Annotated in this window: 25 protein-coding genes and 1 riboswitch; of the genes, 12 read left to right on the top strand and 13 right to left on the bottom strand. The window is 36.8% G+C overall.

Annotated features, from left to right (window positions below; translation table 11 throughout):
- Positions 1–91: 91 nt before the first annotated feature.
- Complete coding sequence (cls, locus tag AC4E8C_RS13575) at positions 92–1,543, bottom strand: cardiolipin synthase (protein ID WP_490207218.1); 1,452 nt, start codon at positions 1,541–1,543, stop codon at positions 92–94.
- 204 nt (positions 1,544–1,747) lie between these two features.
- Between cls and AC4E8C_RS13570 the strand changes: the two genes are divergently transcribed.
- Together AC4E8C_RS13570 and ftsH are read left to right on the top strand one after the other, a co-directional pair.
- Positions 1,748–2,368, top strand: a complete 621-nt coding sequence (locus AC4E8C_RS13570) for a TetR/AcrR family transcriptional regulator (protein WP_490207217.1) — start codon at positions 1,748–1,750, stop codon at positions 2,366–2,368.
- A gap of 20 nt (positions 2,369–2,388) precedes the next feature.
- Positions 2,389–4,212, top strand: a complete 1,824-nt coding sequence (gene ftsH / locus AC4E8C_RS13565; RefSeq protein WP_490207216.1) for an ATP-dependent zinc metalloprotease FtsH — start codon at positions 2,389–2,391, stop codon at positions 4,210–4,212.
- A gap of 126 nt (positions 4,213–4,338) precedes the next feature.
- Here the strand turns inward: ftsH and AC4E8C_RS13560 are convergent, their stop codons facing one another.
- A complete protein-coding gene (locus AC4E8C_RS13560) occupies positions 4,339–5,934 on the bottom strand; it encodes an acetolactate synthase large subunit (protein WP_490207215.1) in 1,596 nt (531 codons plus the stop codon).
- 153 nt (positions 5,935–6,087) lie between these two features.
- Here AC4E8C_RS13560 and AC4E8C_RS13555 point away from each other — a divergent pair, with 153 nt between their 5' ends.
- The 6 genes from AC4E8C_RS13555 to AC4E8C_RS13530 all read left to right on the top strand — a co-directional run bounded on the left by AC4E8C_RS13555 (position 6,088) and on the right by AC4E8C_RS13530 (position 11,485).
- Positions 6,088–6,720, top strand: a complete 633-nt coding sequence (locus tag AC4E8C_RS13555; RefSeq protein ID WP_490207214.1) for a hypothetical protein — start codon at positions 6,088–6,090, stop codon at positions 6,718–6,720.
- A gap of 164 nt (positions 6,721–6,884) precedes the next feature.
- Entirely contained in the window at positions 6,885–7,262 is a 378-nt protein-coding gene (locus AC4E8C_RS13550; protein ID WP_490207213.1) for a hypothetical protein, read from the top strand.
- Positions 7,252–7,734, top strand: coding sequence for an aminodeoxychorismate lyase (locus AC4E8C_RS13545; RefSeq protein ID WP_490207212.1), 483 nt, complete (start codon positions 7,252–7,254; stop codon positions 7,732–7,734). Before AC4E8C_RS13550 ends, AC4E8C_RS13545 begins: the two co-directional genes overlap by 11 nt.
- 190 nt (positions 7,735–7,924) lie before the next feature.
- Positions 7,925–8,464: an NADPH-dependent FMN reductase gene (locus AC4E8C_RS13540; RefSeq protein ID WP_490207211.1), complete on the top strand. Its 540-nt coding sequence runs from the start codon at positions 7,925–7,927 to the stop codon at positions 8,462–8,464.
- Positions 8,465–8,638: 174 nt separating this feature from the next.
- Positions 8,639–10,597: an FUSC family protein gene (locus AC4E8C_RS13535; RefSeq protein WP_490207210.1), complete on the top strand. Its 1,959-nt coding sequence runs from the start codon at positions 8,639–8,641 to the stop codon at positions 10,595–10,597.
- A 165-nt stretch (positions 10,598–10,762) separates the two neighbouring features.
- Positions 10,763–11,485 (top strand): TerC family protein, encoded by a 723-nt coding sequence (locus AC4E8C_RS13530; protein ID WP_490207209.1) that lies wholly within the window; start codon positions 10,763–10,765, stop codon positions 11,483–11,485.
- 69 nt (positions 11,486–11,554) lie between these two features.
- Here AC4E8C_RS13530 and AC4E8C_RS13525 read toward each other — a convergent pair whose 3' ends face one another.
- Positions 11,555–11,848, bottom strand: a complete 294-nt coding sequence (locus tag AC4E8C_RS13525; RefSeq protein WP_490207208.1) for a hypothetical protein — start codon at positions 11,846–11,848, stop codon at positions 11,555–11,557.
- A gap of 216 nt (positions 11,849–12,064) precedes the next feature.
- On the opposite strand from AC4E8C_RS13525, the gene AC4E8C_RS13520 reads away from it, so the two are divergent.
- Entirely contained in the window at positions 12,065–12,238 is a 174-nt protein-coding gene (locus AC4E8C_RS13520; protein ID WP_490207207.1) for a hypothetical protein, read from the top strand.
- A gap of 127 nt (positions 12,239–12,365) precedes the next feature.
- Here AC4E8C_RS13520 and AC4E8C_RS13515 read toward each other — a convergent pair whose 3' ends face one another.
- Positions 12,366–12,560: an alpha/beta-type small acid-soluble spore protein gene (locus AC4E8C_RS13515; protein ID WP_040208869.1), complete on the bottom strand. Its 195-nt coding sequence runs from the start codon at positions 12,558–12,560 to the stop codon at positions 12,366–12,368.
- Between the two features lie 197 nt (positions 12,561–12,757).
- Here AC4E8C_RS13515 and AC4E8C_RS13510 point away from each other — a divergent pair, with 197 nt between their 5' ends.
- Positions 12,758–14,311 (top strand): NAD(P)H-hydrate dehydratase, encoded by a 1,554-nt coding sequence (locus tag AC4E8C_RS13510; RefSeq protein WP_490207206.1) that lies wholly within the window; start codon positions 12,758–12,760, stop codon positions 14,309–14,311.
- Here AC4E8C_RS13510 and AC4E8C_RS13505 read toward each other — a convergent pair.
- The 5 genes from AC4E8C_RS13505 to dapA all read right to left on the bottom strand — a co-directional run bounded on the left by AC4E8C_RS13505 (position 14,299) and on the right by dapA (position 18,522).
- Entirely contained in the window at positions 14,299–15,105 is an 807-nt protein-coding gene (locus AC4E8C_RS13505; protein WP_490207205.1) for a cytochrome c oxidase assembly protein, read from the bottom strand. The genes AC4E8C_RS13510 and AC4E8C_RS13505 overlap by 13 nt on opposite strands.
- Entirely contained in the window at positions 15,098–15,598 is a 501-nt protein-coding gene (locus AC4E8C_RS13500) for a DUF2243 domain-containing protein (protein WP_490207204.1), read from the bottom strand. The genes AC4E8C_RS13505 and AC4E8C_RS13500 overlap by 8 nt, the downstream gene beginning before the upstream one ends.
- A 151-nt stretch (positions 15,599–15,749) precedes the next feature.
- On the bottom strand, positions 15,750–16,577 hold the full coding sequence (locus AC4E8C_RS13495) for an aldo/keto reductase (RefSeq protein ID WP_490207203.1): 828 nt from the start codon (positions 16,575–16,577) through the stop codon (positions 15,750–15,752).
- A 106-nt stretch (positions 16,578–16,683) separates the two neighbouring features.
- Positions 16,684–17,520 carry an SDR family oxidoreductase gene (locus AC4E8C_RS13490; protein WP_490207202.1) on the bottom strand — a complete coding sequence of 279 codons (837 nt, stop codon included), beginning with the start codon at positions 17,518–17,520 and terminating at the stop codon, positions 16,684–16,686.
- Between the two features lie 114 nt (positions 17,521–17,634).
- Positions 17,635–18,522, bottom strand: a complete 888-nt coding sequence (gene dapA / locus AC4E8C_RS13485; RefSeq protein WP_490207201.1) for a 4-hydroxy-tetrahydrodipicolinate synthase — start codon at positions 18,520–18,522, stop codon at positions 17,635–17,637.
- Between the two features lie 120 nt (positions 18,523–18,642).
- Positions 18,643–18,822: riboswitch (Lysine riboswitch) on the bottom strand.
- 202 nt (positions 18,823–19,024) lie between these two features.
- On the opposite strand from dapA, the gene AC4E8C_RS13480 reads away from it, so the two are divergent.
- Positions 19,025–19,705: an NUDIX hydrolase gene (locus AC4E8C_RS13480; protein ID WP_490207200.1), complete on the top strand. Its 681-nt coding sequence runs from the start codon at positions 19,025–19,027 to the stop codon at positions 19,703–19,705.
- On the opposite strand, the gene AC4E8C_RS13475 is transcribed toward AC4E8C_RS13480, so the two are convergent.
- From AC4E8C_RS13475 to AC4E8C_RS13465, 3 genes are all read right to left on the bottom strand, one after another.
- Complete coding sequence (locus tag AC4E8C_RS13475) at positions 19,681–20,520, bottom strand: MBL fold metallo-hydrolase (RefSeq protein WP_490207199.1); 840 nt, start codon at positions 20,518–20,520, stop codon at positions 19,681–19,683. The genes AC4E8C_RS13480 and AC4E8C_RS13475 overlap by 25 nt on opposite strands.
- Before the next feature lie 177 nt (positions 20,521–20,697).
- Positions 20,698–21,837 (bottom strand): CAP domain-containing protein, encoded by a 1,140-nt coding sequence (locus AC4E8C_RS13470; RefSeq protein WP_490207198.1) that lies wholly within the window; start codon positions 21,835–21,837, stop codon positions 20,698–20,700.
- Between the two features lie 543 nt (positions 21,838–22,380).
- Positions 22,381–23,355, bottom strand: a complete 975-nt coding sequence (locus tag AC4E8C_RS13465; RefSeq protein ID WP_490212556.1) for a 2-hydroxyacid dehydrogenase — start codon at positions 23,353–23,355, stop codon at positions 22,381–22,383.
- 625 nt (positions 23,356–23,980) lie between these two features.
- Between AC4E8C_RS13465 and ftsZ the strand changes: the two genes are divergently transcribed.
- Positions 23,981–25,156: a cell division protein FtsZ gene (gene ftsZ / locus AC4E8C_RS13460; protein ID WP_490207197.1), complete on the top strand. Its 1,176-nt coding sequence runs from the start codon at positions 23,981–23,983 to the stop codon at positions 25,154–25,156.
- Positions 25,157–25,192: 36 nt separating this feature from the next.
- On the opposite strand, the gene AC4E8C_RS13455 is transcribed toward ftsZ, so the two are convergent.
- Entirely contained in the window at positions 25,193–26,098 is a 906-nt protein-coding gene (locus tag AC4E8C_RS13455) for a TetR/AcrR family transcriptional regulator (protein ID WP_490207196.1), read from the bottom strand.
- Positions 26,099–26,251: the final 153 nt, after the last annotated feature.

The following is a 26,251-nucleotide window of genomic DNA, read 5'->3' as shown; positions in this document are numbered from 1 at the left end:
TGAAATGGAGTGACAATACACGGAATAGTGTCACCTAGCATGAAGGAGTTATTCAGTTGAAACTAACTTTCAGCTTCTAGTACTTTGTTTTTTACAAGATTGGCGCTAAGAGCCTGGATATGGCTTCTTTAAATTTAATAAAAATGGACCGGCCATTATACTTTTCCAACGTTAGTTCAGTGCTTACTAGGATATCTTGAAGGAACAAATAGGTAAGCTCTTGAGCAGTGGTTTCATCATACACAATCGCATTCACTTCGAAATTTAAACGAAAGCTCCGTGTATCAATATTAGCGGTTCCCACTGATGCAACTTCCTGATCAACGACAATCGTTTTTGCGTGCAAGAATCCTTTATCGTAGAAGTATATTCTAGCACCATACCTTAATAGTTCTCCGGCGTAAACACCAGAAGCCCATTTTACAAAAGGATGATCACGCTTGTTGGGTAACATAATCCTAACATCCACACCTGATAATAAAGCAATCTTACATGCATCCATAAAACTGGAATCCGGAACAAAATAAGGTGTTTGAATGTAAACGATTTTTTTGGCAGACAGGATAAGTTTGATATACATATTTTTTAGGTGTTCCGTTTCGGAATTAGGTCCGCTCGCAATTATTTGAATAGGATTTTTACCAGTATGTTTTTCGCCCTTTAAATTATAATCTTCTAGATTTAGTTTATGTTTTGCAGCGTAATTCCAATCTAAAATAAATCTCCCTTGAATGTGAGTAACTGCCTCACCTTTTACCCTAAGATGTGTGTCACGCCAATAGCCGAACTTTCTATTGAGCCCCAAGTACTCATTGCCAACATTAAAGCCGCCAATATAAGCTATTTTCTCGTCAATGATACAAAGCTTGCGGTGATTACGGGTATTAATGCGAAAATTGATCATTTTAAAAAAAGAAGGGAAAAATACTTCTACCTCTCCACCATTTGCCACCATTTCCTTAAAGAATGAAGGAGAGATCTGTTTTGATCCAATTTCATCATAAAGTACTCGGACTTTTACTCCTTCCTTTGCTTTTTTGGTAAGTTCATCTCTCAGTTTTTTTCCAAGAGTATCACGTTGAATAATATAATATTGGATATGAATTTCATGTTTAGCCTTTTGAATGTCTTCAAATAAAGACTTAAACTTTTCATGCCCATCAGTAAAAATGACCAATTCATTGCCCATAGTGATCAATGCATTAGAAGATTTTAAGTTCATCTTCACTAAGTCAGAGTGTTTTTTTAGCAATTCGTTGTGGCCCCATTCACTTAACTTAAGTTGCTTTAGCTGTTCATCTACAGCTGACTGTAAATAGCTTCTTTCTGCTGAAGACAAATGGTAAAAATTGGTTTGTTTTAATTGCCGTCCAAAAAATAGATACACGATAAAACCCAGTATCGGAATAAAATAGAGGATTAATAACCATGCCCAAGTTGAACCAATATCTCTTCTCTCAATAAAGATAACAACCCCAGCAAGAATAATATTAATGGTTAAGATGACCCATACGATAAGTGTGGTTATATTACTAACATCCATACAGAAATTCCCTTCCTAAAACTACGATATAGTAGAGTTTACCTTATAATTTGCAAACTATAAAATAAATAGTACTTTCGATAAGGACAACGATTTTATTATGTATGACCAAGCGTCATCTTTTTAATTGACAGATGACACCTTGTCATTTATTATCTAACTATGATGACATGGTGTCATGTTATAAAAGAGGAGGAGTTGCCGGTGCCAAAGATTACCTTTTTTAATCTGCCAGAGGAGAAAAAACAAACATTAGTAAACGCACTCAAAAAAGAGTTTTCACGGGTGCCCCTATATAATGCTTCCATTTCAAATATCGTTAAAACAGCACAAATCCCGCGTGGCAGCTTTTATCAATACTTTGAAGATAAAGAGGACGCATTTTTCTATTTATTAAATGAAATGGTTAGCAGCATCAAGTACAATTTTGGATTTCTTTTAAAAAAACATAACGGTGATTTATTTGATTCACTGATTGAATTTTTTCAATTAATGATTGAGGAAGAAGCTGATGTAAACTTCTTGAAGAATGCATTCTTAAACATGACGTATAAAATAGAAGATACTTTTTCGACAATTTTTCGCGGTCGTGAAAGTAACGACAAATACAAACTAAAAACTATTATTAATAATGAACGATTAAATATCTCAAATGACTTGGAATTCGTTCATCTTTTACAAATCCTGTCTACCATTACCATTCGTAATGTCGTTGAAAAATTTGCAAAAGATTTGTCGAATCAGGAAGCATTGGGGAATTATATTATAGAAATTAACCTTTTAAAAAATGGACTAGCTCGTAATAAACTGGATGCAAGCCATTAATATTACTTGGAGGAACTAAAATGAAACATATAAAGCCACCAAAGAAACCACTTATATTTTATTATGGGGTAACAATTGTCATCATTCTATTGCTAAATTCTTTTATTTTCCCTGCCATTTTTAATCATTCCGTAAAAGAAGTGGATTATGGAACATTTTTATCCATGGTGGAAGAGGGGAAAGTAAAAGAGGTTGAAATTGAAAATAACACCATTATGTTTAAACCAGTTGACACAAGTAAAGTTAAGTTGTATAAGACGGGCACAATTGACGATCCGAAATTAGTGGACCGATTACATGAAGCGAATGTTAAATTTGCAAAAGTAATTCCGAAAGAAACATCACCGCTGTTAAATTTTATCTTAACTTGGATTCTTCCGTTCCTTATTTTTATTGTTATTGGCCAATGGTTAATGAAGAAAATGCAAAATAAGATGATGGGCGGCGGTGGTGCCCTATCTTTTGGGAAAAGTAATGCCAAAGTGTACGTAGAAGCGCAAACAGGCATAACGTTTAAAGACGTAGCCGGTCAGGATGAAGCCAAGGAGGCCTTGCAGGAAATTGTTGATTTCCTTCATAATCCAAAAAAATATAGAGAAATTGGGGCTAATATTCCAAAAGGTGCATTATTAGTTGGCCCTCCAGGAACAGGGAAAACCCTGCTAGCCAAAGCGGTTGCTGGGGAATCCAAGGTACCATTCTTCTCAATGTCAGGGTCAGAATTTGTTGAAATGTTTGTTGGAATGGGTGCAGCAAGGGTAAGAGATTTATTTAAGCAAGCACAAGAAAAGGCACCATGTATTGTGTTTATTGATGAAATCGATGCAATCGGTAAGAGTCGTAATTCCGGTATGGCAGGTGGTAATGATGAACGGGAACAAACTTTAAATCAACTCTTAACTGAAATGGATGGTTTTGATGCTGATAAAGGGGTCGTCATTCTTGCCGCAACGAATAGACCTGAAACTCTTGATAAAGCACTTCTAAGACCGGGTAGATTTGATCGCCGAGTACCGGTGGAATTGCCTGATTTAGCAGGTCGTGAATCCATTTTAAAGGTTCATGCGAAAGATGTAAAACTTGCGGATGATATTGATTTTAATGTTATTGCCAGAGCAACATCCGGAGCATCAGGTGCTGATTTAGCCAATATCATTAATGAAGCTGCACTGAGAGCCGTTAGATTGGGGCGTAACAAAGTAATCCAAAGTGACTTGGAAGAGTCTGTTGAAGTGGTAATTGCCGGGTATCAACGGAAAAATGCAGTGATTTCAATGAAGGATAAGTTAACCATTTCTTATCATGAAATTGGTCACGCATTGGTAGCAGCAAAACAAACACATTCCGCACCAGTTCATAAAATAACCATTATTCCAAGGACTTCTGGTGCTCTAGGGTATACCATGCAAGTGGACGAGCAAGAAATAGTCCTTATGTCAAAGGAACAGGCATTGGATAAAATTACAACCTATATGGGTGGACGTGCAGCAGAAGAAGTTATTTTTAATACCATCACATCAGGTGCGTCTAATGATATTGAACAAGCCACAAAGATTGCCAGAGCAATGGTCACTAGGTATGGGATGAGTGATGAGTTTGATATGATGGCACTCGAAACAGTCAATAATCCGTATTTAGGCGGAGATACTTCTTTAATGGTGTCAGCAGAAACAGCAGCTAAGGTTGATACTGAAATTCTTAAAATTATTAAATCTTGTCACATAAAAGCTAAAGAAATCCTTGAAGAAAATAAAGATAAGTTACATGAATTAACCAAGTATCTGTTGGAGAAGGAAACAATTACTGGTAATGAATTTATGTCTATTTTAACTAAACAGGCATAGGGAAAACTTCCATTACTTCTCACAAACAGCCAGGATGACTCCCTCATCCTGGCTGTTCCCTTAGTTCCAATAAACCGCATCATAGTAATCTTCCAATATACACTTTCGGAGAGGGAAGGTGTTGAGTCAGCTTTGTAAAGTAACTTCTATTAAGGTTATCCCATCTGGGGCTTGTAGGTGTTTTTGCAGTATACGTTCAAATTCAGATAATTGGCTGACCCGAAAACCATTGATTCCAAAACTTTCCGCTAGTTGAACAAAATCAGGGTTCTGGAAGGTTGCACCGAAGTTTTCGCCAAACTTTTTGTTCATTTGCTGTACCTCAAGTTTTAACATCGAATCATTTATCACGATGATGATGAAGGAGAGGCCTAAACGTTTAGCCGTCTCAACTTCAGCAAAATTCATAAGAGCCCCACCGTCGCCCGTAATACAAATAACGGGGTCTTCCGGACAAGCAAGACTGGCACCAATGGCACCTGGAAGCGCAATACCCATTGAGGCAAGCCCGTTAGAAATGATTAACCTGTTTGGCATTTTGGGCTGATAAGTTTTTGCAATTGAGACTTTATGAGAACCGACATCAGAAATCATGATGGTATTCTCTGTAGTAAATTTTTCAATAGAATGGAGAAGATTCTCAATTGTAAAGGGTATGGTACTAGTACTAGTTTGATTATCGTTTATTTGATACGTCTGGGAAATTTGTTCGCGCAGATCCCCTGAAGGTTCCCATGATTTTACAGAAAGCTCAGATTGATTCAACAATTGAAGAGTTTTTTTGATGTTGCCGACGAGTTCACACTCAACAGGGTAATACTCATTTATTTCCGCTGGCAGGGTGTCTATATGTAAAATCGGCAGTTTTTGTTTATTCCAATCCTTTGGAAGCTGTTCAACAAAGTCAAATCCTATCACGATTAATAAGTCAGCTTCTTTAATACCTGCTACTACCTCATCGTTGTCCTTAAATCCAAAAGTAAAATAATTAAAAGGGTGTTCTTTTGGTAACACGCCCTTTGCCATAAAGCTGTGAGTCACAGGAGATTGGAGCTGATTAATAAAAATCTGAAGTTCTGTAACCGCATCCTGTCTGAGAACTCCATTTCCAATAATAATAAATGGTTTTAAATGATTATGGATTAACGATTTTGCTCCTTGTATCGATGCTTGATCAGGGACACCTTGGGGTAATGGTGTAACAGGCAATGGCTTATTTGGGATCATTTGAGTAGAAAAATTAACCGGTAAGGTGATGGCGACAGATCCCGGTTTCTCCAATTTTGCCAATCGAAAAGCTTTTCGTATAATGGCAGGTACAGTCGTGGAATCCTGAATTTGAGTGCACCATTTTGTTACAGGTTCGAATAATTTTACAATATTGATATATTGATGAGACTCTTTATGATGCCGTTCTATGCCAGCTTGTCCAATTAACGCCACCACAGGTGAGTGATCAAGCTGAGAGCTTGCCATTCCCGTAAGAAGATTTGTCGCCCCAGGACCTAATGTTGATAAACAAACGCCTGCCTTTTGGGATAGTCTTCCATATACATCTGCCATAAAAGCAGCTCCTTGTTCATGTCTGACATTTACATATTTAATTTGATTTGATTTTGATAATGATTCTGCGAGGTCGAGTGTTTCAGTGCCCACAATTCCAAAAATATACTCTACACCTTCATTTTCTAAACATTGAACGATTAGATCTGTAACTTTCATATAGGTCCTCCGTTGAAAAAATATATTTCTACAAAAAACTATCATACCCTAATTTTTCCAAACCATTCTTCCCTCTTTAAGTGCAGACGATTATTTTTTATAGTGGTAAAATAGTTTAAATAAATGGAATTTAATAGAAATAGGTGATTTGTAATGATTGAGGAAAAACAATATGTTTGGTATGTAAGCTATGGATCCAATATAAATACTGAACGATTTTTATGTTACATAAAAGGAGGGCAGCCAGAAGGATCCTCCCAGGTTGAGATTGGCTGTAAGGATTCATCTCTTCCAGTTGATGAGTCGACATATACCATAAAGTTTCCCCTTTATTTTGCGAAAGAAGCAAAAAAATGGGATTCCCAGGGTGTAGCCTTTCTAGGTTTACAGCAAGAAATTAACAACGTTACTTTTTGTAGAAAATATTTAATCACCACTGAACAATTCTTGGATGTAGTGAAGCAGGAAAACAATGGGATAGATTTGGACATTGAGATAAATGAGGTAATAAAGGAAGGATCCAAAATAATTCGTCCTAATGCTTGGTATGGAAATATACTGTATTTAGGAGAGGAAAAAGGCTTCCCTATTTTTACTTTTACTGCACCATGGAACATTAATGAAGTAGACTGGAAAAAGCCATCGTACTCATACTTGTCAACTATTATTAATGGTTTAAAAAAGGACTATTCAAATCAAGAAATATACGATTACTTCCATAATAAACCAGGGATAAACGGCACATATTCAAATGAAGAATTAGCTGCTATTATTAGTAAAAATTAATAGTAAACGATGTTCAACTAATAACTGGATAAAACTTTTCCTGTTTCCCCGAAATTTGTAAAATTCCCGCGACTAATTGCGTGTTTTTTAGTAAAAAAGACAAAAATTTATCGATTGGTTGTATAATAAGAACTTGCCAACAATAGAAGGAGGTAATAGTTCTTATGGAATGGACTTTAATCGGATTGTTTGTGATATCCGTTGTATTATTGATTTTTTCTATTTTGAAATCTACTCATGCAGCAAAACTGGAACAAAAACAAGTTGACCAAATTCATATTGGTACGATGAAAGAAATTAATGCTCTTAAAGAGGCAATTCGGAATATTGAACTGGACATAGAAGTTGTGATGAAGGAAGCAGGAATTCAACTCTCCTCTGAGGAAAAACTCCACATTCGTGAAGTACTAGATTTATATAAACGGAATTATTCGCTTGCAAGTATTGCCGAGTTGAAGCAAGTTAAAGAATCGGAGATAGAAAAAATCCTTGCTTCATACCATCTTGTAAAGGACGGAGGGAAAGTTGCAAATGAGAATTAACTTATTAAGCAGCTTTGCAGCCGGAATTCTTATAACAACAACGATTTGTGGGATTGTTTATTTTACTGATAAAACTGATGTCGTAAAGACAACAGAAAAAACCAAAACAGTAAATGTTGAACCATCAGAAAAGACGATGAAAGAACAGCTTGTAACCAGTGGATATATTGTTCAAACGAAAGCCGAGTATGACAATAATATAAAAGCTGCAAAAGCGACAGGGCAAAAACAAACCACAACGGATGATAACAAAACTACTAAACCTGTAACACGAGTAATTATTAATGTATCAGACGGAATGACCAGTATAGATGTTGGAAAGATGCTGCAACAAGCAGCCATCGTTCCGAATGCATTCAACTTCTCTAAAGATATAGAGCAAAAAGGGCTTGAAAACAAACTACGCCCTGGCGTATATGCAGTGGATAGTAGTATGACCTACGACCAGGTCGTCTCCACTATTTTTAAATAATCAACTTAGAATATATAATTTAAGCCGCTTTTTTTAAGAGATAGCGGCTTTTTTTATTTGGTGCTTTGTGATAATGACTATATCACTATATTTTTCAAAAGTAAGGCATAAAGTTTGAAAATTCAAGTTTCTATTTCTATAATCTAAATTGTATTGAAATAGAACTATAGGCAAAGGTGTGAACAGAATAATGAAGTTAGTAGCGATTGTAGGGAGTTTGCGAAAAGGGTCGTATAACAGACAGCTTGCAAACACCATTCAGGAAAGATTTGTTAATACATTTGATTTGGAAATACTGGATCTTGGTCAACTTCCCCATTATGACCAAGATACAGAAAATAATCCTGCCGAAGCAGTAAAGGAATTTAAAAGGAAAGTTAAAGAAGCAGACGGTGTGCTTATCCTTACACCGGAATATAACTGGTCCATTCCAGGTGTCTTGAAAAATGCACTTGATTGGTTATCGCGTGTTGATAAGGTATTAATTGGTAAACCTGTAATGACGGCAGGCGCAGCAACAGGTATAATGGGTACGATTCGTGCTCAGCTCCACTTGCGTCAAATTCTAACAGCATTACAAGTAAAACTTTTACCACCAGCAGGCAATGAAATTCTTATTAGTCAGGCAATGAATAAATTTGATGATGAAACTGGAAGTTTAGTGGACGAAGCCACGCTTAAATTTATTGATGAGGTTATCGAGAGGTTTGTCGATTTTGTAAAAGAATAAAAATGTAATGCCTGTCCCAATCTGTGCAAAAGCTATAGCCAGATTGGGATAGGCTTTTATTTTTTTCCTAAAAGAAATGTTATTAAGTCTTATTTGGTATATTAGCATTTCATTTTAATTAATATTATAATTAGTCATTGTTCATGAAATTTATATTGGAAAGTTGCGATCAGCATGGAAGAGAATAAAACGAACAAATCTAAATCTGTCACATATAATACCCCTACACTATTACAACAAGCCCTATCTGTTAATCAAAAGCCGTTTCCCTGGTTAAAGGCATTTTGTGCAGGATTAGCTGCCGCTCTTCCGGTTATCATCGGATTATTATTTGGCCATCTAGATTATGGATTATTAGCTGGAATGGGTGGCTTTACCTATCTTTACGTATTTGATATTCCCTATGCACTACTGGCAAAAAAATTAGTGGCAGTCATCCTTGGTATGACTCTGGTCACGGTACTGGGTACTCTCGCAGCTCCATACCCTCTTGCTATTGCTATATTGATGGGGATTATAGGTGCTGTAGTTCTGTTTATTTTTGGGGCATTACGTATTACTGGTCCATCTGCAATCTTTTTCGTTTTAGTTTTCTTGATGACATCAGGAATGCCCGTACATCCGGAGCTCGCTCTATTACGTGGCAGCCTTGTGTTTTTAGGAGGAATCTTGTCATTTATCATTGCAATGACTGGTCGGTTCTTTAAACCTCATGGTCCAGAAACAGGGATAATTATACGGGTATATCGTGAATTAGCTGCGTTTCTTGATTCAGTTGGTACCGGTAATTTTAATAAAGTTAGACATCGGGTCATGTCCGTTTTAAATGAGGCCGACGAAACACTGGCTGCGGGGTATATCCCTTGGCGAACCACTGATTTATTTAATCGCCTATATGTATTAAAGGAACATGCCAATCAGATTTTTCTGTACATACTTAATAATTTTTCAGAGCGAGAATCAAAAATACCACCAGCACTAGGCCAGACCGTTCGTGAAATGGCTGATTCATTTGAACAAAAGAAAAAGAATGATTATACTTCTCTAAAAATCCTCCAGCCAGACGAAATGGATGAAACGATTAGTAAATTATTTTCTAAAGTATATAATGCTGACGCCATCATGAATGAACCAACCACTAAGATTAATCAAGTGATTCAAATTTCTAAACCATCATTTAAGAGTATTTTTATGGGTGCCTTGGATAAAAATTCGATGGTTTTTATTACGGCATTACGTTTTGGTTTGGTTACCATGATTGCGGCTATTATCGCCTATCAATTTGAATTTGTTCGGTCTTATTGGGTGCCGTTATCCTGTGTTGCTGTTATGTCAGGCTCGACTATTGTTGCAACCCATCACCGGGCCATCCAGCGGGGAGTAGGTACTATTTTAGGGATTTTGATTGCTAGTTTGATTTTATCTACACATCCAGATGGATATATGATTACATTGTTTATTCTCTTTTTGACGTTTATTACAGAGTTATTTATTGTAAAAAATTATGGTTTAGCGGCCTTGTTTTTTACCCCCAACGCATTACTTATGGCTGAAAGTACTAGTCAAGGTCACTTTAGTTTTGCCTACTTTGCTTCTGCTAGAATCATCGATGTTCTCATCGGGAGCGTGATAGGACTTGTTGGTGTATGGCTCATTGGGAGGCGATCTGCATCAAGTCGTCTTTCGCATTTGCTAACTAAAACGATTAGAAGTCAGGCACAATTTTTATTCACCCTTTTTTCAAATCAAGGAGTCGGCTTTAATGCGAGAGAAAGTAGAGAACTAAGAAAAATGCAAACGAATTTAATTAATTTTAAAATAATTTATAATACAGCAGCGGGTGAGATACCTGTTAATCAACAAGTGCTTGATTTTTATTGGCCCGTTTTGTTTTCAATTGAGCATTTAGGATATTTACTTGAAAATTGTGCTAAAACAGCAAATCGCCCTAATCTTTCGGATGAATCTCTTGCTCAATTGCTTTATGTGTGTGAAACGATGGCAAATGCTACCGATCGGAAACATTCGCCTCCAATTAAACCTGTTCCTAAAATAGAAGCATTTCCAAGTATACAGAATGAACTTAATAACTTGCAGAAGTTGCTTCATGGCAATAAAAGTGTGATTGTTTAAAAATGTATCAAAAAGAAGTTGTCTCAATGAGGCAGCTTCTTTTTAATTCATATATTTACGGAGTGAACATATATTTAACAGGAGAAGATGAAACGTTGCAATTCAATATGGAAGTTAAGTTATTTAGGACAAGCATATTGGATAGAGAAGGAGACATTAGTCTGGATGGAGTTTCTACAAGAAATCATAAATAGTTATAGTACAATATTTTCACTAGAGGCATTTAAAGAAGTTTTCCTTAATCCTGCCAGTTGGGGGGTTATTGGTACACTGATTATTCTTGAAGGATTGTTATCTGCTGATAATGCATTGGTATTGGCCATGATGGTAAAGCACCTTCCAAAAGAGCAACGAAAGAAAGCATTATTTTATGGAATCTTTGGTGCCTATTTTTTTCGTGTGGTTGCGATTGGTATAGGTGTAACATTAACTACAATTCCGTGGATTAAGATTGTTGGTGGTCACTATCTGCTTTGGATTGTTCTTCAAAATTTTATAAAGAAAAATGATGGGGAAGACGGCATAACAGATAAAAGCAGAGGCTTCTGGAGAACAGTCATAACGGTCGAACTTATGGATATTGCCTTTAGTTTTGATAGTGTCATTGCAGCCTTTGGTGTTTCTAACCAGGAGTGGATACTACTTTTAGGCGGTATATTGGGCATTTTAATGATGCGGGGAGTTGCTCACATATTCCTTGCTCTAATTGAAAAGGTACCAGAGTTCGAAGTGGCTGCGTTTGTCCTTGTCGCAATTATCGGCCTGAAGATGATTGCTTCTGCCTTTGGAATCCAAATGGATGAAATTTTCTTTTTTAGCTTACTTACGACTGTCTTCTTTGGAACATTTATTGTGCATATAGTTCGAAAAAATGAAACAACCCTGTAAATATGATTTAAAGGGAAGGCTGCTTATGGCCTTCCTATTTGCTTGGGGAAAACGAATTTTAATTAGATTTTAAGGAAGAAATTGAACAATACCATCATCCGTAATTTCGACGGTTTTGTAACTATTGAAGACCTCCATATTGGTGATTTCATGCTTCTCCTCATGCGAAAAGCTCTCCATGTAGGGTTGATATACATCAGGATTTTTTACAAGATGATACATATTCACTCTTTTTCCATTTCTCATCTCGCTCATCCTCAGTAAAAACCGATCTCCATAAAGATCTTTAAACCAAGCTCTAGCATCTCCATGATTTTGAAATTTTGGTATTTGTTCATAATCAATTGAAAAGTCTTGATTCATTTTTTATACCCCGCTTTTATAAAATTTAAGTATTTACCACTATTATTCCCTAGAGAAAAAAATAATGGCAGTAAATATAATTTAAATCCATTAGAACTATACAAATAAATGGTTCTCGCATAAAAAAGTAGTAAGTAAAGAAAGATGGTTTTTAAAAAGTAAGTATTCTGGACAAGATTAAAAAGAAGAGCATCATGAAAGGAAGGTGACGTAACTATGAACATACCTTTCGAGTATCCTGAAATTTTCTATAATGAGGTTATCCATTATTTAGAAACAAAATGGGAGCGTCGACTATCTGACCATGAACGGCATGTGTTAATTGAAGGATATCGATTTGGCAGGATGATTGAGTCTGAAAGTGAACTTAAAATTTTGTTTGCTAATTAAGAAATTCGGAAGCGCCATGGTCAGCGGCGTATGGCCTGGAGCTGGATATTTCTCCACGCTGAAGTTTGAAAATTCTTATGTAATTAAAGGGTGCCCATTTGGACACCCCTTTGCATGAAATCAAAAGTTATTGACCTTGTTGATTTCGTAACGATTGTTCAGCATAAGCAACCAGACGTTTCGTCATTTCACCGCCAACTGAACCGTTTGCTCGCGCGGTCGTATCAGCACCAAGTTGAACTCCAAACTCGTTGGCGATTTCTTCCTTCATTTGATCAAGCGCGTTGCCCGAACCAGGAACCAAAAGTTTGTTTCTTGCCATGATACATCACTCCCGACGAAGTTTTTTTGAGCAATCATTAATTTGCTCGTCTATAATTTATCCAATTAAGCTTTATAAATTCCTATCCTTCATTTATCAAACACTTCAATGTTGTGTTTAGAACCATAATTATAATAAAAATTCACTTCAAAAAAGTTTTATAATAGTAATAGGTGTATAAAAAGGAGAGAGTAGATATGTTTGTGGCAGGTCAAAAAGAAATGCAGCAAATGGATCAATATACGATGGAAGAGATCGGTTTACCTGGGGTCGTATTAATGGAGAACGCAGGTGCAAAAGTAGTCGAAGACATGATCGTTAGCAGTCCGTTTGAAAAACCCTGTGTACTTGTGCTAGCAGGAGGCGGTAATAATGGCGGGGATGGTTTTGTCATCGCGCGCAGGCTGTATGATTTAAAATTTGACGTCCTCCTATTTTTATTAGTTCCTCCTGAGAAAATTAAGGGAGATGCAAGAGTTCATTTTGATGTATATATCAAGCGAGAGCTGCCCATTTGTTATTTACAAGAAAGTGGCTTTGATACACTTCGGAATAAAATCCACGGGGCCGATATTCTTGTCGACGCCATACTAGGAACGGGTGTCCATGGTCTAGTTAGAGAACCCTTTTCAACCGTAATTTCAATGATAAATGAGGTTGAGAAAAAGAAGTCGATTATTTCTGTCGATATTCCCTCGGGATTAAGCAGTGACAACGGAAAAGTTGGTGGAATTGCAGTCAAAGCAACAAAGACAATTACATTTGTTTTTCCGAAAAAAGGGTTCTTTTTACATAATGGTCCCAGCTATATCGGCGAGTGGAAGGCGGTTGATATCTCTGTTCCACCTTCCATTGTCGAAGTTCTTGGCCTTGTATTACCCAAACTCATTACTGAAGACCTTGTAAAAACTTCTATTCCAGCCCGGCCTAGAAACGGTCATAAAGGAACATTTGGGCATGTGCTAATAATTGGTGGATCTCGATCCTATGTTGGCGCTCCCATTTTTTCCGCAAAGACGGCCTTATATAGTGGGTCCGGATTAGTAACGTTAGCTGTTCCGGAAAATATCTATCCAATTGCGGCAGCCCAAAATCCAGAATCCTTATTTCAGCCATTATCAGAAGAAGATGGTCACTTTTCCGTTAAATCAATTGCTGAAATCGCCCCCTTATTGCATCAATTTGATAGTATAGCGATTGGTCCAGGGATAGGGAGATTTCAGGGTGGAGAAGAGTGGATGCGTTCATTTATGGAATTACTCACAGGACAGCCGATTGTTGTCGATGCCGATGCCTTATTTTTACTTCGAAATAATTTAGATATTGTTCGAAATTATAAGGGAGCTGTCATCTTTACCCCGCATCCAGGGGAAATGGCTAAATTAATGAATAAAACTGTACAAGAGGTAGAAGAGGATCGAATTGAAATTGCCAAGGCTTTTGCAAGTGACACTGGTGTTTATTTGTTATTAAAAGGGCATCGTTCCCTGATTGCAACACCTGATGGAGAGGTCTTTATTAATCCACACGGTCATGACGCACTTGGAAAGGGAGGGAGTGGGGATGTGCTGACAGGGTTGGCTGCCTCATTTATAGCCCAAGGAGCATCCCCTGTCCATGCCCTAATAGCTGGAAGCTGCTTACATGCCAAGGCAGGAGAGGAAAAAGCAAAGTCATTATCTCATTATGGTGTGATGCCGCTAGATATAATTGATGGGATAAGGGAACAAATTAATCACTATACAGATTGATTAAAAACCTTAAATAGACGGCCAGCTTTACTCCATTGATAACAAAAGACAATGATTAAAACCAAATCAGTTGCATCCCCTCCATAATACATTAGCATTGCGGCCGTTTCAGCCTGGTCAATTGGGACACCCATTGGTGGATGAGCAAAAATAAACTTCGATAAAATACCGTGTCCTGCTAATGCTGCCACTAACACAATCGCGCGAAAGACAAACGTTTTCCGGTGTGGAGTAGGATCTATATAGATTATGGATGCAGTAAACAGATAGCCCGCCATAAAAATATGAAAGTGGATTAACAGATTTAGAAGAACGTGGTCGTGCATTTTCATGTAAAGGCTGCTTGTATAGAGAATCCAAAGACCTCCAACATTTATAAATGACGCGGGAATTGGGTTACAAATAAAACGAATAAGTCCACTTCTTAACAGAAAGGATAGACGTCGAGCATGAAATACATTTAGAGTTCGTAAGAATAGAGTCATTGGTGCAGCTAAGACCATCAAAAGTGGTGCAAGCATACCAAGGAATAGGTGACCAACCATATGTTTCGTGAAATCGTTATGAGCACTATCTGCGACCGGTCCAGTAATGGCGAAGAGAGCACTAAAAATGCCTAAAATCCATAAAATCAATCGACTTAACGGCCATTGTATTTGTTGGCTCTTAGATCTAACAAAGGCTAGTAGATAAACAATTAAAGCTATAATAAACGGCATTAATAAAAAAAATTCTGGAATGATGTGTGGCTCAAAGCTTGCAGCTACATGTTCAACGTGATAAATTTTAGGCATTTTTCAAAGCAGCTCCCGTTTCTTTCGATATACGAATTAACAGGATGATTCCTATTAACAGCATAAATACTGCTGTTATGTGCCAAACCAAGTCATAAGGCATGATATCGACATGATAGCGGATTTGGTGGAGTCTCATCAGTTTGTGTTGAATTGTACCATCGTATAATTGAAAACCACCTGCTCCAATAAGTATGCAAGCCAGCCATTTCTTTGCCTGCCACGCATGATATCGTCGAAGAGAGGTAACCATAAACAACGCTAAAACACTTGAAAACCAGATAAACGCGTGGAAAAGTCCATCAGATACCAATCCAATTGCGGTGGTGGATTTATCATAGAAATGATGCCAATGTAGCAGTTGATGAAAAACAGCTTCATCAATAAAGGCGACCAACCCTATTCCAAATAGAATGCCAGACCAAATATTTAGCTTATTCTGATAAGCGTTTGTAGTGTTTGAATTATTTTTTTGATGGGAAGTACTAGTCAAATTGCTTCACCTTCGTATCTAGGATATTCTTCACCTTTCCCATTTTTGAAGAGGAGTAATCATATACAGTAGTAAACATTCGAATTTGAATGTTTGGTCTCGATAAAAACAAAAACTGCCCTTTTTTTACCTAGGGCAGTTTCTGTTTTTATTAAAAATTAAAATTATCTGGATCGGCACCAAATCGTTTATTTTCATTTAGAGAGTTAATTTTTTGAATTTCATCAGCCGTTAACTCAAAATCAAAGATATTTGCATTTTCTATAATCCGGCTTTCTTTAACAGATTTCGGAATCGTGACAATTTCATTTTGCAGATCCCATCGTAAAATAACTTGGGCTGTTGTTTTATTGTAACGCTCTCCGATTTCTATTAGAGCTGGGTGCGCTAACAGTCTTCCTTGACCTAAAGGAGCCCATGCTTCCATTTGGATTTGCTGTTTCTTGCAATACTCTCGAAGCTCAGTTTGAGCCAATAATGGATGTAATTCTACTTGATTGACCATTGGTTTAATTTCTGCACTAGACAATAAGTCTTCTAAATGATGAATTTGGAAATTGCTGACGCCTATCGCACGAACACGACCTTCTTTATATAGGTTTTCGAGAATTTTCCAAGCTTGTTTATACTTTCCTTCAACAGGCCAGTGAATTAAGTATAAGTCAATATACTCAAGTCCGAGTTTCTTTAAGCTTGTTTCGAATGCTTCTAAGACTTTATCTTCACGTTGATCAGAATTCCAAACTTTTGTTGTAATAAATAGCTCTTCACGAGGAACTCCAGATTCCTTGATTGCTTGACCGACACTTTCTTCGTTTTGATAAAGGGCAGCGGTATCAATAGCTTTATAACCTGCTTTAATTGCTGATTTTACGGAGAGAAGTGCTTCATCACCTTCTTGCACTTTATATACACCTAGGCCAAACCAAGGCATTTTGACGCCATTATGTAGGGTTGTTGAAGATTGTAAGTTATTCATTCCCATCTCCTCCTTATTGATTCATACAAAGTAAGTATAGCCCCTTCATTGAGGTGGGTGCAATTGATTTGATTGTATTTATTTTCTAAATATTTTCCAAACATTGTTAATGTCTCAGTTTTTTTTCTATCACTGATTCAATCATTTTCCATGGCAAAGTATTTTTTAGAAAAAGGCTGGTTTTTACACCCTTTCCGATTGGGTAGCGGAGGTCGGGGGATGCAGATTGTGAAGCAACATGTGCTGCGAGTCGCGCTACATCTTTAGGATCACCATGTGCTGCTTTTCCCTCTTCCACTTCTTTAAGTAAACTTTTCATATATGGAAGGTACGGGGAATCAGCATTTATTTCCATTTGGTCAACAGTGGCCCAGATATTCGTTTGATAGGAACCAGGTTCGATTAAGGAAACATCAATTCCAAATGGTTTAACCTCGAGCCTTAAGCTTTCGCTATATCCTTCCAGTGCATGCTTTGACGCCGTATAGGCAGATAATCCGGGAAATCCAATTCTTCCACTTATACTGCTGATATTGATAATTCGACCATGTCCCTGTGTTCTCATATATGGAAGGACTGCGTTTGTCACAGCAATAATCCCGAAAAAGTTAGTTTCAAATTGATATCGATAGTCACCAATAGAAAGCTCTTCACTAAAACCTCCCAGCGCAAAACCAGCATTATTAATAAGCACATCAATCGAAGAATAAGCAGAGAACCTAGTTTTTATGGAATCAATGGATTCGGATGAAGTAACGTCTAGTGGTAAGACCTGAATCCGCTCCTCCACTTTTTTCTCTTTTGCATAAGTAAGCAATGAGTTGGCTTTTTTAGTGTCCCTCATTGTGGCAATAACCGTAAATCCTTTCAAAGCAAGTTCAATGACACATAATAATCCAAAGCCACTGGAAGAACCGGTTACAATCGCTGTTTTCCTGCTCATTTATTTCTCCTTTTATTTTTTTTCTCTTTGTAAAAGTCTTCATTCACTTTAAGCAAGCATCATAAAAAAGGCTGCCCAAACCCATTCCTTTCTGGGAAAGACAGCTTTTTTGAATTATAGGATTGTTGCGCTTTTGCTAGCAGGCAGAAGCTTTTGCAGGACTAACTTTTCTTCTTCATTTAAAGGTACCAATGGTAAGCGGACACCACCAACGTGAATCCCAGACATGTTTAAGGCTTCTTTAACTGGAGTTGGGTTAGGTGCAGCAAATAAGCCTTTCATAAGTGGGAGAAGACGGCGATGCGCAATTGCAGCTTCCTGTATTTGACCATTTTTAAAGTTCGTAATCATTGCCTGCATTTCGTTTCCGATAATATGGGATGCAACCGAAATGACACCAGTGCCGCCAATAGCTAAAACAGGTAATGTTAATCCATCATCACCGCTATACAAGGTGAAATTGTCTGGAGTTTGGCTAATGATTTGGGCCATAGCATCTAAGTTACCACTTGCTTCTTTTATTGAGACAATATTTGGAACTTGTGAAAGACAAACTACGGTTTCCACGGATAAATCGACCACACACCGTCCGGGAATATTATAGAGAATGACCGGTAAGGTAGTTGATTCCGCTATTGCTTTAAAATGTTGATATAATCCTTCTTGAGATGGTTTGTTATAATATGGGACTACAAGCAAGATGCCGTCCACACCAGCCTCTTCGGCAAGACGAGTTAACTTGATGGAAGCTCTTGTATTATTGGAGCCAGTGCCAGCGATGACTGGAACTCGGCCAGCTACTTCCTCTACAACAAATTTAAATAATGCAACTTTTTCTTCTATTGATAGGGCAGGGGATTCCCCAGTTGTTCCAGATACCACCAATCCATCAGATCCATTGGCAATTAAATAATTGACAAGTGTTTTTGTTGCGCTAAAATCCATCTCACCATTTTGATCAAATGGTGTAACCATTGCTGTTAAAAGTTGGCCAAAATTCATTATTATCACCCTTAAAATTATTTTTACAAAATAAGTGGGAAAGGCCAATGTAGAATCAACGCAAAAAAGCAGCAACGAGGGTTCGCTGCTGCTGTAGAAACAAAAATAAAAAGTTCCTATGCGTGAGATAGCCCTCCATATAGTTTCCTATATGACAATTCTGTGCTTATTCAACAACAGAACCAGCTTCAAGTCCAATGAGATTCTTAAAGCTTCGGCAAATTCCCCTTTCGACAATTATCATAGGAACTCATTTTCCTCAAATTGTGTACTAATGGTTTTTGCGCCTCTATCCTCACTTCAAAAGGTATTGAAGTAAGAGATTATGTAATTGTTAGTTAATATAACAGAAAATTCACGTGGATTCAAGTGAAATGCAATATGTTTTAGTTGAGTAAAATAAGTTTAAGGAATTACAAGGAAGGGAATCGTGAAGTGAAAGTTGAATATTAATTAAAATAATATTTACATTTCCGAAAAAAATAAGAGGGTGGGAAATAAAATGAATTCTATTCCTAGGCCAGCATCCACAGTTGTTTTAATGGATCATTTATCCAAAGTTTATATGACAAAAAGACCTGACACAATGAAATTTATGGGTGGATATTATGTTTTCCCGGGGGGAGCGGTAGATTCTACTGATGACATTCAAGCTAACAACAAATTTATTACTGGAAAAAGAAATGACTCTTTTACAATTGGGCATTATGTCGCTGCTGCAAGAGAACTATTTGAAGAAGTGGGTGTTTTAATTTGTAAGAAAAAAGACGGCACACCCGTTCATTTGGATGAAAAAGTAGAAATGGAATACCGCCGTCTCCTAATCAATCGGGAGATTTCATTTTTACAGCTATTACAAAAGGAAGAACTCCAATTTCCTCTTGAAAGCTTAGCTTATATTGGACAAATCGTCACACCGGATATTAGTCGAATAAGATTTGATACCCGTTTTTTTCTCTCGTATCTTCCAAAAGGGCAAACACCCAAACCAGATCCAAATGAAATCAGTGAAGCATGTTGGATGGACCCTGCTGATGCCTTGAATGCTTATAAGCAAGGCGACATATCACTGGCTCCGCCAACCATTCATACATTGAAAACGATTATTAACTATCAAAAGGGCGGTCAGTTGAATATGCCCGAGTTTATTTTTGCTGATTATATTAAAGATCTGAGAGAGTAATAGGAATCCTGCTTTGATACAATTCCGTCTTTTATTAATTTGATTAAGTGTGCCTCAGTTGTCCGTTTAGCAACTTCAAAAACATTGGGGTGGGGGAGATTGTCATAAATGATGTTTGTTAAATCGGAAACAGTTATCTTTTCATGCTCGCTTAACAACGATTTGATTTGGTTTTCACGGAAATATCTTCTATTTAAAACAAAATCAATGTGTTCATAAGGATTATCTACCCATTCGCCATGCCCAGGACCTATTTTACTTAAATTTAATTGTTTTAACCTTTGTAACGTGGCAATATAGTCTGACATATCGCCATCTGGGGGTCCTATCCATGATGTCCCTTCAGCAACGATATTATCCCCTGCAAGGAGAATCCGTTTGGTCGGAATATACAGGTTTAATTGACCTGCAGTATGACCTGGTGCGTGAATGAGGATAATTTCTTCTCCAGCAATGCGAATCACGTCGCCATCATTTAAGAATGCTAAACGGTTCCATGGCCCAATGGCCGCCACTATACCCGGCTTTTCAAGCGGATGTCCATAAACGATAGGATTCCAATCTACTAATTGAAGAACTCCTGGGGCATGGTCTGGGTGTGAATGGGTTAAGATTATTGACTTAGGTAAAGCGAGACCGGTCTGCTTAATCACATTCTGTAATTCTATTTTAGTATCAGGCTGATCATACCCAGCATCGACTAATATACTTTCTTTGTTGTTACCAATTAAATAACAATTTGTAGTAGTGTGTGGCAGTAAAGTCGGGGTTGTAATAGGCACCCGAATAATTTGGAACTCCTTAACATTTTCCATGGTTTACTTCCTCTCATTAATTCATAAATGCAGCTGTCTTAATCTATAAATTACGTATTCACCATGAAAACGTTATATTCCTGCTGATAAGAACATATCTTTCTGAGTTTTTCTAACAGAAGCTAAAATAAAAATTTATATACTATCGTCCTATTTTTAAACAATTCTGCTAACCGGTTACTTGGCATAAAAATTTTCTGTATAGTATGGCTGTGATTCTTTATTAAAAGCCACACCAATCCCTAAATATTCATAACCATTTTTCAAGATATTTTCACGATGTCCGAGGGAGTTCATTAAACCTTCATGAGCAAAGATACTGCTTAGTTGTCCATAAGCCAGGTTTTCTCCTGCTAAATGAAAGATTATATCATCTTCCTTCATTCGATCAAATGGGGATTGTCCTTTAAGATTGGTATGATCAAAATACTGATTTACTGCCATGTCGGAGCTATGATTACGAGCGGTTTTTCGTACATGCTCATCCCATGTGAGAATTGGGAGTTGATGCTGGACTCGTGCTGCATTGGTCAAATCAAATAACTGGTACTCAAACCCTTCTTTTAAGGCTGGATTAGCTTTGGTATAGAAATCCATTCTATTATCTTCTAAGTCTTTTTTGATTAATTGCATGGCAGTGACTGTATTACCCTCGTGTTTATCATAAAAAATAGTTACATAAACATCACCTTGCAAAAACATATCATATTCGTCATTGTCTTGTAATTGATAGAAGACCAATCCTTTTTGAATTTTTGTTAAGGGGCTGCCTAGTAAGGAACGGACACTTTCTTGTGTACTCCCAAGTTTGATTCCATTTTTGGAGGAAATTAAATCTTGATTTGTATATAATCCAGCAACCTTATTGTTTACATCATACATGACCATAAAAAAATTCCGGTAATGATCATGATAACTATACCAATCGGTACCATATTCATTAAGTGAAGAACGGATTGCAGTTCCAAATTTTTTTTCAATATCTTCCTTGGATTCTCCAAGTTCAATGTTAAATATTGAATACATTTGCGAAGTGGGTGTACTTAACGCAACTTTATCTTCGTCTGTCTGCTGATTATTTTGTTGACCTTGTGGGAGATTTTCTAATTGTGAACTAAGCTGTTTGACTAATAGCTGAAATTTTTCAATTATAGTATTTAATGCTGTCTTTACTTCTGGGCTGCCCTTCATCACCTTAATTTCTGATTGAATTGAATCAATACTTATAGTTTGATCTGATTGATTTAATTTTTGTTCAACTAGAGGCCAGGAAGTATATACTAAAAATAGAATGATGATCATCATAATAAAACGCACGATTGGTTACCTCCATTTCTATTAGAATTGTAACCAACCTAGTTCAAATATATAAGTAATATGCTTGGTTTAATTATTTTCAAGCTATGTTTGAATGGTACAAAGTAGTTACGGTAAAAAAATGCTATATTGGTAATTTAGAAACAACATAAACAAGAAGAACTCAACCCTTACTAGTGGTTGAGTTCTTCTTGTCCGATTCAAAAGAAAGATTTGACAATGTCTTCTTGGTTTTTACATTCCAAACATGTATAAGCGATCTCTAATGCATCTTCTCTGACCATGTGCTCCGTTTCCTTTTTACAATGATTACAATAGAGTTTTCTTGGTATTTCTATCATACAAAATCACCACACCTTCTTTTATAGAAGATTTCTATCATATAATATTCCAGAATAATGGTTAATCATTCATAAACTTTATAAGGTATTTTTTAAAACCACAACTCAGCGTAAGTATTTTTAAATATTTATCCAAATTTCCTTATTAAAAATGTCGGTTTCGTAGATTGGACATTTATAATTAAATTGAAAAAAGCTTACCTTAATTTAGTACATCCGGGTTTACTAAGTTTCTTGGTCGTTTACCGGTTAATCCTTCCAGTAAATTCTCTACTGCAAGTTTAGCCATTTTAAGCTCGGTTTCAAAGGTGGAGGAACCAATATGTGGTGTCGTGACAACATTATTGAACCGAAGAAGAGGATTATCCTCTTTTACAGGTTCTATTTGATAGACATCTACTGCTGCACCATGGATCTCCTTATTACTTAATGCTTCTATTAGTGCTGATTCATCAACGGTTTTTCCGCGTGAGCCATTCACAAAAATAGAGGAGGGCTTCATGATTTTAAATTCTCGTCTTCCAATCATATTTTCGGTCTCATTTGTTAGCGGAGTCATTAAACAAACAAAATCAGACTCCATTAATAAGGTATCAAGGTTACAGTAGGCTGCGCTATAACGTTCCTCAGCCTCAAGGTTTCGCGTTCGGTTGTGGTATAAAATCTTCATATCAAATCCACAATGAGCCCTTTTCGCAATGGCTGAGCCGATTTTCCCCATCCCGATAATACCTAAGGTTTTATGATGAACATCAAGGGCATATTGTTCAGTGGTTAAGTGACCATTCCAATTTCCTGATTTAACAAAGTGATCCAACTCTGCAATTCGCCGGGCCGCCGCAAGGAGAATCCCGAAAATGGCGTCTGCGGTTGTATCCTCTAAAACCCCTGGAGTATTGGTTCCCAATACGCCTCGCTTCGTCATCTCTTCAATGGAAAAATTATTATATCCCGTGGAGTTATTTGATACGATTTTTAAATTAGGTGCACGATCCAATAATTCTTGATCGACCGGAAGAGCTAGGCCAATAATGCCTTCCGCTTCCTTTAAGGCCTCTAAAAATGAAGGGTCTGTTTTAGGATTAATTCCATCAAATACTAGTACATCAAAAGTGTCTTTTAATTTTTCAAGAGTTTCTATTAATTCGAAATTATAGGCTATAATTTTTCGTTTCAACAAGTAGGCCCTCTCCTCTAGAAATCTATAGTGATCATTACATTATTAAATTGACATAAAGTTATAGAAGAGTCAATAATTCAAACAAAGAGTTCGGATGCGTGTATTCATAGCAAAATTTTAGCAATTTGCTTTAAATTTGCTAGCAATTAACTATCGTTCTTCTCGCCATAGCTAGCAATAGTTTTTCAACTTAAACATTAAGATGGATTGTTAGCGTTTTTCCCGATTAATAGGCATACTCTCATTTACCGCTACTTTTGGAATTCTCTCGATTAGTACAGGAGTAATTTAATGGGTTCGGTAAAAACTTTAACTGTAATACCAGAAAATAGGTTTATTTACTATTAAAATATCAATTCTCTTGTTAAAATAAATAGTAATATCAAAATTTTCAAATAGGTATCTTAAAACTTTTTCTAGTTTTAATACATACAAATATAGGGCATCACGAAGTAATTTATTCCTAAATAAAGAGTGACTAGCGTACTATATAAACTCAACTATTATTTTGCTAAAATATTAGGGAGAATATCTTTTCTACTTATACAAACAAATAGTATCATTAACATTTATTTTAGAATAATCACGCAATGTTAGGTTGCTAGGGTGGGAGGAACATATTATGTGGGATTTTGACATGGATATAGATCAAGTAGCAAGAATTAAAGTAATTGGAGTTGGCGGTGGAGGAAACAACGCTGTCAATCGAATGATTGAAGATGGAATCCAGGGTGTTGAGTTTATTGCTGTGAATACAGATGCACAAGCGTTAAACCTGTCTAAAGCCGAGATAAAAATGCAAATCGGTGCCTCCTTAACTAGAGGACTAGGCGCAGGTGCTAACCCAGAGGTCGGAAGAAAAGCAGTAGAAGAAAGCAAAAAGCAGCTGCAAGAGGTGCTGGAAGGTGCTGATATGGTTTTTGTAACAGCCGGAATGGGTGGTGGTACAGGAACCGGGGCAGCTCCTGCGATAGCACAAATTGCCCATGACCTTGGGGCATTAACGATTGGTGTCGTGACACGTCCATTTGGTTTTGAAGGGCGAAAACGGGCGGTAAATGCTGCAACTGGAATCGAGTTAATGAGGGAAGCAGTAGATACCTTAATTATTATACCGAATGATCGCCTATTACAGATTGTGGATAAAAAGACACCGATGCTCGAAGCTTTCCGTGAGGCGGACAATGTCCTTCGCCAAGGGGTACAAGGGATATCTGATTTAATTGCTGTACCTGGGCTAATTAACCTTGATTTTGCTGATGTAAAGGCAATTATGACTAATCAAGGGACAGCTCTTATGGGAATTGGCGTAGCAAAAGGAAAGGACCGTGCAATTGAGGCTGCCAAAAAGGCTATTTCTAGTCCGTTACTGGAAACATCTATTGATGGTGCTCAAGGGGTCTTGATGAATATTACTGGTGGTAGTAATTTGAGCCTTTTTGAGGTACAGGAAGCTGCGAATCTTGTTGCTTCCGCATCAGATCATGAATTAAACATGATATTTGGTTCTATCATTAATGATAACTTAAAAGATGAAATTATGATTACTGTCATTGCAACTGGTTTCGTTGATAAAGAAGTAAGGACACCTGCTAACGTGCCTTCCAATGCAACACCTGGAGTAAACCTCCAATTAAAACGTGAACAAAATACACATGTTGATCGCTCGTTTGGAGAAGTTCAACAAATGGAGGAGCCGGAAGAACTGAATAATAATGATATGCGGCAGACTCATGTGCAAGACGATTCGCTTGAGGTTCCAACCTTTTTACGTAATCGAAATAAAAGGTTACGTTAACCTTTATTTAAGCAAAAACAAAAGCCCCCTCAATCATTATAGGATTGCGGGGGCTTCTGTTTCTGTTTTTTGACCGAAAAATCTTGCAACCAATTGCTCAAGAATATCCGTCTCAATACCATCTTGATTCCTCTTTAATGAAGAAAGAGCACTTTCAACTAAATACTTACGCGGGTGCTTGGTTTGTAATAATTCGTCTTGAATAAATACAAGCAACTCCATGTATTTTTGCTTTTCCTCAATATGGATAAGGGCTTTTTTCATCGTGCTGATAATATGATTTACGTTTAGCTGTAATTCATGGGTGCCTTTCTTACAGTCAGGAATCCAGTGGTCTAAAACATCAGGTGATATCAATTGTTCATCTGCATCTGTTACTTCCTCTATCATCTTCACGATACGATCCATACTATAGCTGACTATTTTTTTAATGCTCGTATTTGTTTTATAAGCTAAACCATAAAATTTTAGGTTATGGAATAAAATACCTAAAAACATTATGGAACAATCTAACAAATAGGGCCTTTTATCCTCGCCAAAGATATCAACAAAACGATTGAATGTCCATCGGAGTAACTGTAATTGTGCTTCTTGGATAAATTTCTTAATCTCTTCGTCTTTAGAAACAATGACTTCTTCAAAAAGAAGTAATAATTTATTTGTCCTATTCATTTTTAATTGTAATTCAACTTGTTTGATAAAGACTTCAATGTCAGAGGGATCTTCGCCAATAAGTAGTTTATTCCGTTCATGATTATGTTTTTTATATAACATTTTAAATAAAGCGATTAATAATTCACTCTTAGATGAAAAATAGTTATAAAATGTTCCTTTTGATATTCCACTATAATTTAGGATATCTTGAATGGAAGTGGCTTGAAAACCTTTATCAATAAATAATTGATGGGCTGAATCAATTACATGCTGTTTCCTGTCATTCATTGGATCACCCTTACTAATAAAATAGACAACCTGTATAAAAACAATAGTACCTTATTTTTTTAATGGAGACAAACCCATTAAATCACAGTATTTTTTCATTGCAATCTTTGAACCATTGGTATAAGATATTGTCTATGTGTAATTTGAGTACAA

Source organism: Neobacillus sp. SRL179, from assembly GCF_984799095.1.
This window is presented reverse-complemented; position numbering and strand designations above follow the sequence as displayed.